The sequence below is a fragment of the uncultured Roseobacter sp. genome, assembly GCF_947499265.1.
Taxonomy (GTDB): domain Bacteria; phylum Pseudomonadota; class Alphaproteobacteria; order Rhodobacterales; family Rhodobacteraceae; genus Roseobacter.
In genome coordinates this window covers 954,916-970,416 of record NZ_CANMNK010000001.1, presented here as the reverse complement: position 1 = coordinate 970,416, position 15,501 = coordinate 954,916, and the positions used below count along the sequence as shown (strand labels likewise).

Annotated in this window: 19 protein-coding genes and 1 tRNA gene; 6 read left to right on the top strand and 14 right to left on the bottom strand. The window is 58.6% G+C overall.

All coding sequences use genetic code 11. The features are described 5' to 3' along the window. Window positions 1-110: 110 nt before the first annotated feature. The 10 genes from Q1A63_RS04650 to Q1A63_RS04605 form a co-directional block, all read right to left on the bottom strand. Window positions 111-815 (bottom strand): c-type cytochrome, encoded by a 705-nt coding sequence (locus Q1A63_RS04650; protein WP_298969555.1) that lies wholly within the window; start codon window positions 813-815, stop codon window positions 111-113. After that, window positions 812-1,810, bottom strand: a complete 999-nt coding sequence (locus Q1A63_RS04645; RefSeq protein ID WP_298969554.1) for a c-type cytochrome — start codon at window positions 1,808-1,810, stop codon at window positions 812-814. The genes Q1A63_RS04650 and Q1A63_RS04645 overlap by 4 nt, the downstream gene beginning before the upstream one ends. After that, window positions 1,794-3,062, bottom strand: coding sequence for a sulfite dehydrogenase (gene soxC / locus Q1A63_RS04640; RefSeq protein ID WP_298969594.1), 1,269 nt, complete (start codon window positions 3,060-3,062; stop codon window positions 1,794-1,796). The genes Q1A63_RS04645 and soxC overlap by 17 nt, the downstream gene beginning before the upstream one ends. A gap of 23 nt (window positions 3,063-3,085) precedes the next feature. Then, window positions 3,086-4,783, bottom strand: coding sequence for a thiosulfohydrolase SoxB (gene soxB, locus Q1A63_RS04635; RefSeq protein WP_298969553.1), 1,698 nt, complete (start codon window positions 4,781-4,783; stop codon window positions 3,086-3,088). 66 nt (window positions 4,784-4,849) lie between these two features. Next, window positions 4,850-5,674 carry a sulfur oxidation c-type cytochrome SoxA gene (gene soxA / locus Q1A63_RS04630; RefSeq protein ID WP_298969593.1) on the bottom strand — a complete coding sequence of 275 codons (825 nt, stop codon included), beginning with the start codon at window positions 5,672-5,674 and terminating at the stop codon, window positions 4,850-4,852. 46 nt (window positions 5,675-5,720) lie between these two features. Further along, the gene (gene soxZ / locus Q1A63_RS04625) at window positions 5,721-6,050 is read right to left on the bottom strand and encodes a thiosulfate oxidation carrier complex protein SoxZ (protein ID WP_298969552.1); all 330 of its coding nucleotides are present in this window, start codon (window positions 6,048-6,050) and stop codon (window positions 5,721-5,723) included. A gap of 67 nt (window positions 6,051-6,117) precedes the next feature. Further along, complete coding sequence (gene soxY / locus Q1A63_RS04620; protein ID WP_298969551.1) at window positions 6,118-6,537, bottom strand: thiosulfate oxidation carrier protein SoxY; 420 nt, start codon at window positions 6,535-6,537, stop codon at window positions 6,118-6,120. A gap of 31 nt (window positions 6,538-6,568) precedes the next feature. After that, complete coding sequence (gene soxX, locus Q1A63_RS04615) at window positions 6,569-7,042, bottom strand: sulfur oxidation c-type cytochrome SoxX (protein ID WP_298969550.1); 474 nt, start codon at window positions 7,040-7,042, stop codon at window positions 6,569-6,571. A gap of 95 nt (window positions 7,043-7,137) precedes the next feature. After that, complete coding sequence (locus tag Q1A63_RS04610; protein WP_298969549.1) at window positions 7,138-7,710, bottom strand: thioredoxin family protein; 573 nt, start codon at window positions 7,708-7,710, stop codon at window positions 7,138-7,140. A 12-nt stretch (window positions 7,711-7,722) separates the two neighbouring features. Further along, window positions 7,723-8,460, bottom strand: a complete 738-nt coding sequence (locus Q1A63_RS04605; protein ID WP_299630826.1) for a cytochrome c biogenesis protein CcdA — start codon at window positions 8,458-8,460, stop codon at window positions 7,723-7,725. Between the two features lie 79 nt (window positions 8,461-8,539). Between Q1A63_RS04605 and Q1A63_RS04600 the strand changes: the two genes are divergently transcribed. From Q1A63_RS04600 to Q1A63_RS04590, 3 genes are all read left to right on the top strand, one after another. Beyond that, entirely contained in the window at window positions 8,540-8,899 is a 360-nt protein-coding gene (locus tag Q1A63_RS04600; RefSeq protein WP_298969547.1) for a hypothetical protein, read from the top strand. Between the two features lie 99 nt (window positions 8,900-8,998). Then, window positions 8,999-9,334, top strand: coding sequence for a metalloregulator ArsR/SmtB family transcription factor (locus tag Q1A63_RS04595; protein ID WP_298969546.1), 336 nt, complete (start codon window positions 8,999-9,001; stop codon window positions 9,332-9,334). A gap of 40 nt (window positions 9,335-9,374) precedes the next feature. Then, complete coding sequence (locus tag Q1A63_RS04590) at window positions 9,375-10,439, top strand: YeeE/YedE family protein (RefSeq protein WP_298969545.1); 1,065 nt, start codon at window positions 9,375-9,377, stop codon at window positions 10,437-10,439. Window positions 10,440-10,544: 105 nt separating this feature from the next. On the opposite strand, the gene Q1A63_RS04585 is transcribed toward Q1A63_RS04590, so the two are convergent. Continuing rightward, window positions 10,545-10,862, bottom strand: a complete 318-nt coding sequence (locus Q1A63_RS04585) for a GNAT family N-acetyltransferase (RefSeq protein WP_298969592.1) — start codon at window positions 10,860-10,862, stop codon at window positions 10,545-10,547. Between the two features lie 200 nt (window positions 10,863-11,062). Between Q1A63_RS04585 and Q1A63_RS04580 the strand changes: the two genes are divergently transcribed. Next, a complete protein-coding gene (locus Q1A63_RS04580) occupies window positions 11,063-11,899 on the top strand; it encodes a MaoC family dehydratase N-terminal domain-containing protein (protein WP_298969544.1) in 837 nt (278 codons plus the stop codon). A gap of 58 nt (window positions 11,900-11,957) precedes the next feature. On the opposite strand, the gene Q1A63_RS04575 is transcribed toward Q1A63_RS04580, so the two are convergent. The 3 genes from Q1A63_RS04575 to Q1A63_RS04565 form a co-directional block, all read right to left on the bottom strand. Continuing rightward, on the bottom strand, window positions 11,958-12,791 hold the full coding sequence (locus Q1A63_RS04575; RefSeq protein ID WP_298969543.1) for a cobalamin-dependent protein: 834 nt from the start codon (window positions 12,789-12,791) through the stop codon (window positions 11,958-11,960). A 410-nt stretch (window positions 12,792-13,201) separates the two neighbouring features. Then, window positions 13,202-13,278, bottom strand: a tRNA-Arg gene (locus tag Q1A63_RS04570). Between the two features lie 42 nt (window positions 13,279-13,320). Then, window positions 13,321-13,821 (bottom strand): GNAT family N-acetyltransferase, encoded by a 501-nt coding sequence (locus Q1A63_RS04565; protein ID WP_298969542.1) that lies wholly within the window; start codon window positions 13,819-13,821, stop codon window positions 13,321-13,323. A 178-nt stretch (window positions 13,822-13,999) separates the two neighbouring features. Here Q1A63_RS04565 and Q1A63_RS04560 point away from each other — a divergent pair, with 178 nt between their 5' ends. Both Q1A63_RS04560 and Q1A63_RS04555 read left to right on the top strand, forming a co-directional pair. Beyond that, window positions 14,000-14,194: a hypothetical protein gene (locus Q1A63_RS04560; protein ID WP_298969541.1), complete on the top strand. Its 195-nt coding sequence runs from the start codon at window positions 14,000-14,002 to the stop codon at window positions 14,192-14,194. Window positions 14,195-14,308: 114 nt separating this feature from the next. Next, entirely contained in the window at window positions 14,309-15,163 is an 855-nt protein-coding gene (locus tag Q1A63_RS04555; protein ID WP_298969540.1) for a DMT family transporter, read from the top strand. The last annotated feature ends 338 nt before the right edge of the window (window positions 15,164-15,501 follow it).

The window sequence follows — 15,501 nt, the reverse complement described above, 5'->3', positions numbered from 1 at the left end:
CCGGCCATGCCCCTCCGCCAAAACATGCGGCGCAGACAGCGCAGCCGCCCCAGTGCCCAGAAAAATGCGTCGGTTCAGTTTCATAAATCTTTCCTCCCAGAAAAGCCCCGTTAATCGAGGTCCTTGAAATAGGCGGCCAACGCCGCAATCTCCTCGTCATTCAACCGCCCCGCCATCATCTGCATCACCGGATGCGGGCGGAGCTTGTTTTTGTAGGCATGCATCGCGACGACAAAGTCGTCAGTGGGCCAGCGCGTGATCGAGGGAATACCCTCAGCGCTGCCATCCGCCCGGTGACACGTCAGACATTCATTGGAGAGATATTCGCCATATTCAGGATCTCCCTGTATCGCCAGTATCTTCGGGTCCAGGTCATGATCTGTCGCGCGCGCGGTCGGTTCCGCCTCCGGCACATCACGCGGGTTGTCGGAAAAATCGCGCATATAGGCCAGAACATTGGCCCGATCCGTCGGATCCTTGAGCCCGCGGAAACTCATGCGCGTCTTGGAAACCAGAGCGCGCGGGTTTTCCAGATAGGCATCCAGCGTCCGAGCGGTCCAGACCATCCCGTCGGCTCCGGCGCGTTCCATCGCCTCCGAATAGTCAAAAGATCCATGCGCCGCTGCCCGGCGACCGAATATGCCGTTCAGGTGCGGCCCGATGCGATCCTTGGCTCCGGCACCAATTTGATGACAGCCCTTACACTTGGAAAAAACCTTTTCACCCGCCTCCGCGTCACCCAACTCCTGCGCCGCCAGCGATCCGGCCAGAAGCCCAACCGCCGCCGTCAAAAGAGAGAGCCTGCGCAAAGTCATTGCGGGAAGGACGCCAGATACGCGATGATGGCGGCCAGATCATCTTCTTTCCTCAGGCCTGCAAAGCTCATCTTGGTGCCTTTCATGAACGCCTTTGGCTTGGCCAGAAAGGCGGTAAGGGACTCTTCATCCCAGACCAGGCCCTCTTCGGCCATGGTTTTGAGCGGCCCGGAATACTTGAACCCCTCCACCGTGCCCGCCGGTCGCCCAACGATACCAGAGAGGATCGGCCCTGAGCGATTCTTGGCCCCCTCGCCAATCTGATGGCAGGCCTTGCATTTCTTGAAAACCTTCTCTCCGGATGTGATCAACTCCGGATCAACGGCGGCGACCTCGACCACCTCCTCTGGCGCCGCCTCGGTCGCGCTGGCCTCTTGCTCAGGTGTGACATCGAGCACCATGGCACGCATGGTCACTTCGACCGCCTCCTTGCAATCACTCATGCAGGGCTCACCGACCCATTGGCTATGTTCTGTCTCGATCCGATCGTCGACAATGAAGCCCTCCGCATTGGGCAGCGTGAAGGATGCCAGATTTTCGTCCGAGAGCACGAAATCTTCATCCACCAGATCGTTGGAATAGAGAATGTAGGCAACGATGGCATAGACCTCATCCGCCTCCAGCGTCTGCGCCGCCCCAAAAGGCATGGATCGGTTGACGTAGTCCCATGCGGTCGAGAGATGCGGCCAATAGCTGCCCACGGTTTTCAGCGGGTCATCATCCGCCAATGTGTCCCAACCGCCCGCCAGTTTTGGCCAATTGTCCACGCCTTCCGCAAAATCGCCATGGCAAGCCGCACATTGGTCGGCAAAGACTTCCTCGCCCGTCAGCACATCGCCCGAGCCCGCTGGCAAGCCGGTGCCGTCCGGGCGCACGTCTATATCCCAGGCGGCAATTTCTTCGGGTAACGCCGGACGGCCCAACCCATATCCTTCGGCGAACGCGGGTGTGCTGAGAATACCAAGCGCCACACAGAGTTTAAGAAACTTCGACATTTTCCGCCTCCCCGGTCGGGCGCACCCACCACGTCTGGATACAGTTGTTGTGATAGATCGAGTTCAGCCCCCGTACCTCGCGCAGCTGCGCCTTGGTGGGTTGCACATACCCGGTTTCATCCATGGCGCGGGACTGCAGGAACATCTCTTCGCCGTCCCATGTGGTGTCGAGATAGAACCGCGTCAGCGCCATCTTCTCGCCGGGCTTGGCCAGCCGCGCGGTCTCCCATGTAACGCCGCCGTCTTTCGAGACATCCACCCGCGTGATCGCGCCATGCCCGGACCACGCAAGCCCCGTGATCACCAGCGGACCGGACCCATGTGTGATCGGCGCTTGCGGGCTGGGGGAGGTTACGACCGATTTCGCGTCCATTTCCCATGTCCATTTCCGGCTGGTGCCGTCTTCCAGTGTATCGGTGTATTTGCTGGTCTCTTCGCGGCTCTCCACCGGGCCGTCCATGACCTCGACCCGGCGCAGCCATTTGACCCACATGTTGCCTTCCCAACCGGGCACAACCAGCCGCACCGGATACCCATGTTCCTTGCGCAAAGCTTCGCCGTTGGCCTTGAAGGCGACCAGCACGTCATCCAGCGCCTTTTCCATGGGGATCGAGCGGCCGTTGGACGACGCATCCGCGCCCTCGACATAGACCCATTTGTCTGCCAGATCGCCCGCCGCCCCAAGCCCCGCCTCCGCCAGGATCGTGCGCAGCGGCACGCCGGTGTATTCCATGTTGTGGATCATGCCATGGGTGAACTGCGCGCCATTGAGCTGTGCCCCGGCCCATTCCATGCCGGTATTCGCCGCACATTCGCAGAAATACACGTGGTTTTCGCGCGGGAAACGTTCCAGATCGGCGTAGGAAAACACCAGCGGCGTCTCCACCAGACCGTTGATCATCAACCGGTAATCTTCTTTTCTAAGGTCAATCGCACCGGAATGATGCCTCTCGAAGGCACAGCCCTGCGGCGTGATGGTGCCATCCAGCGCATGGATCGGCGTGAAATTGATGGAACTGATGGTGTCGGCGGTCAGCCATTCGACATTGCGGCGGACCACATCGCTTTCGTACTCGATGGGCAGCCCGTAGGGCGTTGCATCCACACCCTCCCCAAGACCGCTGGCCCACTCCTGCACCTCGGTGATCAGCGGATCCGGCGTGCCCGACCGCGCCGCCCCGGCAACCAGCGCCGTGCTGGCCGCCGCACCACGCAGAAACCCGCGGCGGGATGGTTTGAAACTCTGCGACATAGGTGCCTCCGTGTCTCTTTTGCTCATGCGCCGACCACCTCAACACTGTTGTTGGAGGTGATGCTGACGGTGCCCTGTTTGCGGATATGGTTTTCTACCACATCCCAGATCTGTGGCCCTTCGGTGCCTTCATTGACCGAGGCCCATCCGGCGACCTGATAGGTTTTGGCGGGGTCGATCTTCTCGCCGGTCTTGAGCAAGACCAGATCGGTGATGCGGCTGCCTTGCGGTTTGCTGATATCGATGCGGTATCCTAGCCCGCCTGTGCGCACCATGTCGCCGCCTTGCTGGTAATAGGGATCAGGGTTGAAGAGGTTGTCGGCCACGTCCTCCAGAACTACGTGCAGGAATTCGCCCGTCATTTCAGTGCGATACGCCGCACCGTAACTCATCGAGGTGACGTTCCAGATGTCCTCGCGCGTGATGTCCTGCCCCGGCAGGAGCGACGGCCCCCACCGCACGCCAGGGCTGAGCGCGATGTCCGCCTCACGCTCTGACAGCAACGCGTCGCAGATCAGATCATCCCAGGTGCCGTTGAAATTGCCCCGGCGGTATAGCAGGCTGTCGGTCTGTCCGATTACCTCTGCCAGCGTGTCTTCGTAAGGCGCACGCACGGTGTCGATCACGGCGGCCACGTCCGCATCGGGTGTGATCACGTCCGACAGGATCGGGATCAGCTTATGCCGGAAGCCCATCATGCGCCCGTCCCGCACGTCCAGATCGACACGGCTGACAAATTTTCCGTTGCTGCCCGAGGCCACGATGACCGTGTCGCCGATCACCACTGGTTCCGGCAGCGCATCATGGGTATGGCCGGACAGGATCACGTCGATGCCCGTGACGATGCCCGCCATCTTCTTGTCGACATCGAAACCATTGTGGCTGAGGCAAACCACCAGATCAGCGCCCTGACTGCGCACCTCATCGACCATCGTCTGCATGTTCTCGTCGCGAATGCCAAAGGCGTATTCAGGAAACATCCAGCCCGGATTGGCGATCGGCATGTAAGGAAAGGCCTGTCCGATCACAGCTACTTTCACGCCCCCCCGTTCAAAGAACTGATAAGGCGGGAAAAGCTCGGCAGGCTCATCCCATTCGGCGTCGAATATGTTCTGCCCCAGCGCCGCAAAGGGCAGCCTCTCAACGATCTCGTTCACCCGGTCCGAGCCCAGCGTGAATTCCCAATGAAACGTCATCGCGTCGGGCTTCAGCGCGTTCATCACATCAACCATATCCTGACCTTGCGTCTGATAGCAGGTATAGCTGCCGTGCCAGGTATCACCGCCGTCGAGCAACAGCGCATCAGGCCGCTCGGACCGGATCTGGTTGATCACCGTGGCGACGCGGTCCAACCCGCCGACGCGCCCATAACCTTTTGCCAAGGCCTCAAAGTCACCCGCTGACAGAGCGTAATGCGCGTAGGAACCGTCTTCAATCCCGTATTTTCTGCGGAACTCCGCACCCGTGAGATGCGGCACGGCTCCCTTGTTCTCGCCAACGCCAATATTTATGGACGGCTCGCGAAAATAGATCGGCTTCAGCTGCGCGTGGATATCCGTGATGTGGATCAGCGAGACATTCCCGAAGGTCTCAAACTGCAAAAGCTGGTCCTGTGTCAGCGTCTGTTGCGCCGCGATCCGACCCCATTGCCCGAAACCGGACGCACCAAGCAGCGCACTGGCGGCCATACTGGTCTGGAGAAAGTCGCGTCGGGATATCATATGCGTATTCCTGAATGTATTCGAAAGAGAAAACCCCGCACGTCCATCGTACGGGGCAATCGATGTCTAGTTTCTAACCGAGGGCCCTTCGACGTGCAGGCCATTGCCGCGCGAGGCGACGTAAAGCTCCAACGCCACGAACTCCGGGCTGCCCGGCTTGAAGGTCTCCGCCCTTGTGTCGCGCACGCATCCTTTGAACCGCGCGTGCACCGCATTCAGCTTGGTGTTCTTCAACCGATACGTTGGAAAGCCGTTGATGTGCCCCTGGCTGAGATGGTCCGCGCGGATCATGTTACCATAGTTCTGCTCGTGGCAGGAAGCGCAGGCAAGCTCCAGCTGTCCGGTGCGGGTGTAGTAGAGATCCTTGCCCGCCTCCCAGGTGGATTGCGCTGGCCCATCGATGGCCACATTCACCGGCATGCCCCGGGACACTGACGCGATCAGCGCGGTCATATTGACCATGTCGCCGCCGGTGTATTTCCACTTTTCAGCGCCCATCCGGTTTTCGCGGCAGTCGTTGATCTGCATTTCCAGCGTGCGCACCTCGCCCGCGGCCTCGTTGTATTTCGGGTAGACCGGGCGCACCCCGGCCATCTCCTCAGACGCACCGTGGCAGCTTGCACAGGATTTACCCTCGGACCCCTCCGCCGTGTTCCAGACATCCTCGGCCTGCTCCACAAAGATCATGCCGGGGTTGTCGAAATCATCGGCCTGCATGGCGCGCGTTTCAGTGCCGCGGAAATGCCAGCCCGAAATCACCTCATCCATGACATCCGCCACATGGGCGGGGGCTGCGGTACGCGTCACCAGTGTGACGTCCTCGTTGAGAATAAGCGTGTCGTCCACCGGCTCCGCGATCAGCGGTGTGGCCACCAATGCGCTTGCCAGCATGACACCCGTCAGCTTTTTCATCCTTGTCCCTCCCCAGACACTCATGTCACTCGATCGCGATCTTTTTGCTTGTGTCGTAGACCGAGCCGTCATCGTCGTACCAGGTGAAAACAAATTCGCCCGCTTCCGGTACGACGGCCTCGAACTCCAGATAGGGGTTTGTGGAAATCGCCGGCTCCAGCACGACATCGATGACGTTTTCGCCGTTAAAATCACAGGTAAAGCGGTTGATGATCGACCGCGGGATCACATTGCCATCATCATCCTTGCGCTGCCCGGATTCCATTTTGTGGCTGATCAGCGTCTTGATCGTGATCGTGTCACCAGCAGCCGCCGTCTTGGGCACCTTAACGCGGGGTTTCACACCTTTTGCCATGTCTCATTCTCCTGAATTCTGTTGTCACGCTGGGCGCGCTCCGGATACCGGAGCCGATCCCTGCGGGTCAGCCGCCGCAGCCGCCAATTGTCACTTTCACCGTCGAGGTATCCTGAACGAAAGAACCGTCCGCCAGCTTCGCGATGGCAACAACCTCCTGCGTGCCCGCCAGGCGGATGCGCGTGGACGCCGCGCGCGAGGCGGAAAGCTTGCCGAACTTGAACGTCGCAACCGGTGGCGTCGGGTTCCCCAGCGCCAGCACCAGAATCTCCACCGCCGTGTCCGAGGACACTTCGATGGGCACTGTATTGCCATTCTCCGCAATCTCCGGCGCGATCAGCTTGATATCCCCTGCGCCGATCTCCGCACCACCGGTGAAGGCTGCGATTTCGTCAGCACCGGCGGCAGCCGCGACCTTCAGCGGAACGCCAGCGATCAGGACGGCCCCCGCCCCCATCAAAATTGCATTACGTCGTGTCAGTTCCATGCGTGAACCTCCTTTGACCTCATCCGGGTCGTTACTCTTTCAGGGTGGACAGATAGGCCACCACGTCTTCGATTTGCTGAGCGCTTAAGAGCGGGCCAAATGTGTCATCCGCGGCCTCACCGGTGTAGGCGTTGCCAGGACGGAAAAAACCTTCTGTTTTATAGAAAGATGGCATCAGGCTGTCTTCGAACATCATTTTCGCATTGGCGACGATTCCACGCAGTTCGGCTTCGCTCCAGCGCTCACCGGCACCATCAAGCATCGGCCCGATCTCACCGTGGAACGGCACTTCGGCCAGATCACTGACCTCGTGGCAGGCGACACAGTTGCCGAGACTTTTGTCGCCGACGATTTCGCGGCCCTTCTCCGCATCCCCCGGTAAACCGGTCAGTGATTCTTCGACGCTGCCATCCGTAAACACGACGGCGGTCGGGGTAATCTCTCCGGCGCTCACCGTTTGGACGGATGCGGCCAGAACAAGAATTGCGAGAAAGTTGGGTCTCATGCGTCCTCCCAAACACATTCAATTATTGGCATACCATAGGACACAAAAACGTGATTGATCAAGGTCAAATTCGGTTTTGTGAATTTGTTTTCGGTTCAATCTGCCGACCCATCCGCCCGCTCCTGAATGCGCCGTGCGTGGTAGCGCTGAAAATCCTCTTCGGAATCAAGCGCGTACCGTTTCTCCTGGACCCAGGTGAACATGTCGAGCGTGGTTCCCGCCCCAAAGGCCCCCGGCATCATGGCAACGGCGGCAGTCTGCGCCGTGGCCCCCTCCGGCACCTCTTCAGGCAGGAACAGAATCGACGGCGTGAACAGCAGGCCCCATTTACGCGCCGCCTGCTTTTCCGAAAGCACCTCCCCATCAAAGTCGGTAACCTCGGTATCACCATGCAAATTCACCTGCACCACAAAGAAGTTGTCACGGATGTAGCTGGCGATCTCCTCGCGCGGGAAAACATCCTCATGCATCTTCGTGCAATAGATACACCCCCGCTGTTCGATCATCAGGACCAATCGCTTCCCTTCCGCGTTCGCCTCCTCCAGGTCTTCGCTCAGATCTTTGAAGGTGTCGCGCATCCAGTCCGTCTTGTGCAGACCATCATCGCCAAGCTCGGCGGCGAAAGCAGGCAGCGCCGACAGGCACAACAGGATCAACAGGCGTTTCATCGGACGGTCTCCTTATATGTTTTGAAAAGCTGGAAAGGTTTGCAGCATCCACTGCGCGATGTAGTTGACGCTGTCGGTGGCGATGAGCCCGGCAAAGACGATCATCAGCAGCCCCATCGCCTTTTCCACCTTGGGCAGATGTTGCCGGAACCGGGCGACAAACTTCAAAAACGGCCCGATGAAGAGCGACGCGATGACAAAGGGCGTGGTCATCGCCACGCCGAAAACCAGCAGCAGGACGAGCCCGCGCAGCGCTGTCGCTTCGGTACTGGCGGTAAAGACAACCGCCGTCAGCACGCCACCAACGCAAGGGGTCCACCCCGCCGCAAAGGCAAAGCCGACCAGATAAGCCCCCAGCACCGACATGTTTTTTGTATCCCCAGCCTCCATCTGAAACGCCCGGTTGAGAAAGCCGATCCGCAGCACGCCCAGAAAATGCAGCCCCATCACCAGCACGATCAACGCCGCCACGATGCGGAACTCGGTCTGTGCGCTGCGAAAGCTCTGGCTCAGCCCGTAGGCCGCCGCGCCCAGCAGGACAAACACAGTGATAATGCCCATTGAAAACATGATCGATGCGAGAAACGCCCGACGGAGCACGCCACTGGAAAGTGTCCCTTCGGCGCTGATCTCGGACATCGACGCGCCCGCCATATAACTGAGATAAAACGGCACAATCGGCAGGACGCAGGGCGAAAAGAAGACGATCAACCCGCCCACAAAAGCCCCAAACAAAGTGACGTCCAACATCCCAAATTGCCCCGGTGCTTGTGCTGATTACATATTCAAGATATTATATGTTTAAACTCATCCGTCAATCGGAGCCCCGATGAAACGCCTTTTGCTTGCCCTTGCTCTCAGCACCGCGCCGCTGCCCGCGATCACGGCCGATCTGATCATGGTGGAACAAAACGGGTGCCATTGGTGCGCACGGTGGAATGCCGATATCGCCCATATTTATCCCAAAACCGATGACGGGAAACGCGCACCATTGCGCCGTGTCGACCTGCGCGATCTGCCGGATGACATCACCTTTGCATCGGAACCGGTTTTCACGCCCACCTTCGTTCTGGTCGAAAACGGCGCGGAACTCGGCCGGATCGAAGGCTACGCGGGTGACGAATTCTTCTGGTTTTTGCTCAGCAAGCTGCTGAATGAACATGCGGTCCCGCCCGCGCCTGATTCCTGAGCATTTGCTCCCAAACCTGTCGCGCCAAAGCGGCCTCGAATTGCCATCCGACCGCGACACGCGTATGAGGATTGAAACGTGTTAGATATCCGATCCGAAATGTCCCTGCCCGTCATCACCAAAGACATGTCTGACGCCGAGATCGAGCGCATGATGGAAAACGCATGCAACGCGTCGAACTTCCTCAAAGCGATTAGCCATGAGGGGCGTTTGATGATCTTGTGCCATCTGGCCACCGGCGAAAAGACTGTCACAGAATTGGAAGAACTGCTGTCGGCCCGGCAAGCGGCGGTGTCGCAGCAGCTGTCACGCCTGCGCACCGAAGGGCTCGTTTCGCCGCGCCGCGAGGGCAAGGCAATCTATTACAGTTTGACAGATCAACGTGCGGTTCAGATACTTGATCTGGTCTACGACCTGTTCTGCAAGAACGGATAGCGCGCATCGCCACGCCCCGTAGACGTTGGGGAGGAAGCAAATGCTGGACGGACTTTCAGATGCCGGGCTCCTGGCCCTCATAGGGCTTGTCGGCGGCGTCATTCTGGGGCTTGCCGCGCGGTTGGGCCGTTTCTGCACCCTGGGGGCCATCGAGGATTTTCTCTATCAGGGCAGCGACATACGCCTGCGCATGTGGGGGCTCGCCATTGGTGTCGCCGGTTTGGGTACGTTCGGGCTTGTGGCACTCGGGGCGCTTGATCCCACACAATCGATCTACCATCTGGCACCCTGGACACCCGCGCTGGGGATCATCGGCGGCCTGATGTTCGGCTATGGCATGTCCCTCGCGGGAAACTGCGGTTTCGGAGCTTTGGCGCGGTTTGGTGGTGGCGATCTGCGTTCCTTCGTGATCGTGCTCGTCATGGGGATCAGCGCATATGTCATGCTCTCCGGCCCACTGGCGCACCTGCGTCTCCTCGCCCTCTCAACGACCGAAGTCCCGATAGAGGCGCGGAGTTACCCGCAACTGCTCAACAGGGTCACCGGCGTGTCGGGCGTCTTGTGGGGGATCATGGTTAGCGCGATGATCACCGGCACCGCCCTCTGGTCCCGCGATTTTCTGCGAACGCCAAGAGCCGTGATCTGGGCCATTCTTGTCGGCGTCGCAGTGATCACCGGCTGGGCGGGCACTCAATGGGTCGCGGACACCGGTTTCAGCGCATCACCGGTGAACAGTCACACCTTCACATCACCGCTTGGCGAAACTCTGCTGTTTCTGATGACCTCCAGCGGCGGTGGCCTCACCTTTGGGGTTGGCTCCGTATTCGGTGTGCTGGCCGGGGCGTTCATCGGCAGCCTCATCAAAGGGCATTTCCGCTGGGAAGCCTGCGAAGACCCTCGCGAGCTAAAGCGACAAGTGCTCGGCGCAGTTTTCATGGGCTTCGGCGCCATACTGGCGATGGGCTGCACCATCGGACAGGGCATCTCCGCATTCTCATTGCTGACGCTGAATGCACCTATCGTCTTTGTCTCCATCTTCGCAGGAGCGGCGCTTGGATTGCGCCAGTTGATCACCGGGTTTTCGTTTGGCCGCCTCCAATCCTAGCTCGAACACCAGCATCGGCACTACAGACATGCGCATTGACCCCGATCAGCGCGGGGCAACTGACCGAGGATGAGGTCGGTCAGTTGCGGTATCGCTACGTTGACTCTAGCGATTTCCAAAAAACGACTTTGTCGTCACCTTTCCCCAGAAATCGCGAATACGTGATTCTTCGGTGTATCCGGTCTTGCGATAAAATACGCGGGTCTGCGAAAACGCATCTGTTCCGGAGGTATCCGCGATCAAAATGCGTTGCCCGCGCTCCCGCAACCCCGCTTCCAGAGTGGCGACGATGGCAGTCCCGCAACCGGTACCCTGCAGAACCGGCAGCACGGCGATCGCGCGCATGTTCCATGTACCTTGCGTCAATTCTTCTGGCGCGGCATAGCAAAACCCGACGGCCTTACCGTCTACCTTACACGTCAGCCAGATTTCATCACTGCCATGTCCGGAAAGTGCATGCGTCTGAATGCAGACGATATCTCAAGCACATGCCCTATCAGACACCATAGCCTTTCAGCGATCTGCCGGCCAATTGATCAGGGCGATGGGCATGACCAGTTTCGTTTAGACAGGGGACCGATTACAGAAAGTGAACGACCAACCGCAGCTTGGAAGACATAAGAATGACATCAACAGTGAATTTGCAGGATTGGGTGGGCCGAGAGATCGAGAGGACAGACAACCTGCGTCCTGAACCCGCCCGCTTTATGCAAGCCACGTTGGACCATGATCCCACTTTCACTACCGGCGACCGGCTACCGCCGCTCTGGCACTGGCTCTACTTTCTGGAGGCGGCGCGTGCCAGCGATCTCGGGCGCGATGCCCACCCCAAGCGAGGCGGGTTTTTGCCACCCGTGACGCTGCCCCGCCGCATGTGGGCAGGAGGCCGGTTTGCCTTTCACACCGACTTGGTGCTTGGGCAGGCCGCGACAAAAAGATCTACGATCAAAAGCGTTGTCGAAAAAGAAGGACGCACTGGACCGCTCTGCTTTGTCACTGTGCACCATGACTATCTTCAGGCCGGTCAGTTGGCGCTGAGCGAAGAACACGACATCGTCTACCGTGCGGACCCCGGCCCGCAAGACGAGGCGGCGGAACCAGCGCAAGCTCCCGAACACGCCGAGTTCTCCCAAACCATCACGCCGACCCAGGTATTGCTGTTTCGCTACTCCGCGCTGACATTCAATGGGCATCGCATTCACTATGACGCAGACTACGCACGAGATGTGGAAGGCTATGACGGGTTGGTTTTTCACGGCCCGCTCACGGCCACGCTGTTGCTTGATCTGGCGTGTCGCCAAATGGCTCGACCGCCAAAGAAATTCACATTCCGCGGGCTGGCGCCGATTTCGGGGCTGGCCGAGTTTCATATTGAAGGGCGGCAGAATAAAGGCACTGCTGATCTATGGGCGCGCCGGGCGGATGGTGCCCTGGCCATGTCTGCGACAGCATCTTTCTAGGGGGCCATCGCGCGCCGTCTGCACCATCGATGTCCTGTCGGCCTGACAGTTTTAAGTGCTACAGCTTTGCCGTGGATGTTTCAGCCCAAAACCGGTTCATCAACGCCAGAGCCGTTTCAACATCGCTGGCCACGCCATCAAGACCCATCAACGGCACCAGATCTGGCGCCTCGCGCGTTATCTGTCCGGAAAGGAAAATCCGAGCACCCGGGTTGCTGATCCGCAGCGCGATCACCAGCCGGGCCAAGGCCGCCGATGCATGAACGCCTGCTGCAGACAAACCGATGACCCGACAACGCGATTGCGAAATCGCCTCCAACAGATCGTCATGCGACAGGCTCACATGCAGATCGATCTCCCAGCCTTCTTTGCCCAGCAGGTCAGCCGCCATGCGCACCCCCAGAATATGGGTTTCGCCGGGCACCGTAGCAAAGACCGCCGATTTGACCGCGACCGGTTTGTCAGGAACGAAAAGGTAGCCAAGGCTGCGCATGATGGAATAAATGCGGCTCGTCCCAATCGAAACCTCGACAAAGGACACATGATCATCGGTCCACCAGTCGCCTAATGTGCGCGCCGCTTCGCGCAGATAAGCCAGATAGATCGCTTCGAGCGAGGCCCCGTCCTGTCGTTTGCCTTCGATAAACTGCGCGGCCTCATCACTCTCTGTGGAAATCAGCGCATAACACAGTTTGTCGACCACGCGCTGCGGCGGATGGTCGAGCAAATAGGTGTTGGTTGTTCCGATTGCTTTGACGCGCGCCAGGACCTCATCAATGATCTCACCGACGGTATCAGCGGGAAGCTTTGACTTCAGTTCCAGTATATCCAATTGCGTCTTCCGGTAGATCTCCGGACAGACTTGTTCGTAGCTTTGCTTCAGAGACGGCATGTCCACTCCCCAGGCAGTCAGACTCCAGTTTCTAAGTTAGCGAATGTCGGAATTGTTCTTGGAGGTTAGATTTTGACCCGGTAATCTGTCAATGAAAGTTTACAGTTTTGATTGGAATATCGGAGTCCGATGTGGCGGCACCCTGATTTTTTGGCCAGAAGTCAGGAGCATAAACCAGCAAAACCCGAAGTGCGCCGTGACAGTGCAGTTACGTGCGCCACAAGTGCGAACACCAAAGCGGCTGCGCTTCTTTTGGGCTATACCGATTCGTGATTGGACTTGTGTACACGGCATGCCCCTGCTCTCACGAGCTGAATGCCTGAGAATTAAAGAGGTGTAGGTGCGAAGAATGCTTCCGCGCCGTGACGTTGGCCGCGGACCAAAACCCAAGCCACAACCGGTTGGCAACATGGCGATCCCTGAAGGACTCGAACCCTCAACCTGCTGATTAGAAGTCAGCTGCTCTATCCAGTTGAGCTAAGGGACCGCTGGTGCCGTTCATGCCGCAGGCCGCGCCTTCGTGCAAGTCTTAGAGCGCGCGGGACATGAAAACGCTCAGAGGGTCCTTCGCATAGCCGCCGAAGGGCGGGCATTGTTCGAAGCCCGCGTTTTCATACAAACGCCGTGCGGCGGCATGTTCAGGGCCCGATCCGGTCTCCAGTTTCAGGCGCGCAAGACCCAAACCCTGCGCCTCCCGCATCAACGCGGCGAGCAACGCACGACCGACACCACGCCCACGGGCCTCTTCAGCGGTGTGCATGGACTTCAGCTCACCCCAGGACCCGCAAATCTTTATGGCACCAATGGCCAGTGTGGCACCATCCTCGCGCAGCGCATAAAGGCGAATACTCTCATCGGTGAGTGCCTCTGCAGGCAAAACGTGGCAACTCTCCAGCGGCGATTGTGACCGCATCAACTGGAAGTGTCGGTTCAATAATTCTGCAACCTCGACGTCTTTGACATGCGCGCGTGTGACGTCGAAAGACCGCAAATCTGGCCCAAGCTGCCTCGGCAGAAATCGAAAAGGCATTTGCAAACAGGACCTCATTTTGAAGCAATTTCAAATAGGCGCAGAGCTTCCGTGAAAGTTGGGATAAGATCCCGCGAACCAAAGTAAAAGACAACAACAAAAGCCCGCCGGGTCGCGCTTGATATCTGACGATTTGCGAGGGATCAGGCGGATTCTTTATCACGGCCAGAGGTCATAGATGGACATGGATCGCACCCATGCCGACTTTGTCGGGATTGCGGAAACCCGGCGTCCTGCCATCGAGAATACCGGCGAACAGTTTCTCGAAACATCCGGCACCGCGCTGGCAGGCATCTCCGCGTTCAGACCTCGACGTATCCTGCGCCGGATGTCCGCAACGAACCCAAATCGTCGAATGCAGCGCGTGCCATGAGAGCCGCTTTTTGGCTGATTCAAACCAAGACTGCTGACAGCGTGTTGGCAACAGTGCCTTGGTATAAGCCAACGCCAGTAATCGAAAGTTGAGAGAGTGCAGCATTCACAGAATATGACGGGGATCACCCTCGTGGCGCTTTCAGCGGTCGTTTTCAGTTTCTCGGGCGTCCTGACAAAGATGATCGAGGCAGATGGATGGACCATTGCTTGCTGGCGCGGGCTGATCGGAGGGCTGGCCATCATTGCCTATGTCGAGTTCCGTCGAGGGGATACGCCGCGATATCAAGCGTTTCGGTTGGGTCAGCGGGGTTGGACCCTGGCGAGCGTCGGAAGTGTTGCAAGCATCGCGTTTATCTATGCCTTCAAACTGACATACGTGGCAAACGTCGCCGTGATTTACGCCACTGCCCCCTTTTTTGCCGCCGGTTTGGCGTGGCTGGCTATGCGCGAGATCGCTAAGGGCCGCACCTTGGTGGCAGGTGCCCTTTCACTGCTTGGTGTCGCAATCATCGTGTCCGGCGGTCTGGGAACTGGCAAGCTGATGGGCGACCTGCTGGCCATCGCTATGACTTTGGGAAATGCCGCATACATCGTTCTGATACGCAAGTTTGCAGATGTCCCAGTCGTATGGGCAGGTGGAGCATCGGCATTGCAGCTCTTCCTTGTCGGAGCATTGATGGGAACACCTTTGCATGTCTCCGCGCCAGACGCCGCGCTACTGGCCCTTTTCGGGCTGGCCTTTGCCGGTGCGGTGATTCTTTGGACAGAGGGAACGCGGCTTATCCCTTCCGCGCAATCGGCTCTTCTGGGAACCGTTGAGATCCCCTGCGCAACTCTCCTTGCCTGGATTGTTTTGAGTGAACTTCCACCTGCAGTGGCGGTCCTTGGAGGGATCGTAATCGTATCGGCTGTCGTGTGGCACGCGATGATGGATTACCGAGAGGAGAGGCACGGAGCATTGCCATAGCGGACCTTTGTGCGGAAGCGTCGCAAGGCCGCAATTGCCCCGGGTTGCAGCCCCTGATCCACCGAAATGCTGCGCGGTGCACGAACATCCTTTTTGGCGGCTCGCTGATCGGCTCGATGCTGAGCTGAGCAGCGCGGACAAACGGTAGCCATGAAAAGACTGCGAAGAAGCTTCGCGAAAGCGAGGGAACGAGTCCGGCACTTTCTTACCAGATCTATTTAAATGCACTCGAGATCATGCAGTCGAGACAAAGTCGCTGAATGCAAAACACGATAAGTCTTCTCAAATCATAGGTAGCAGGTGAGGCTGCAAAGCTTCTAGATGCCGGTCCCGACTCG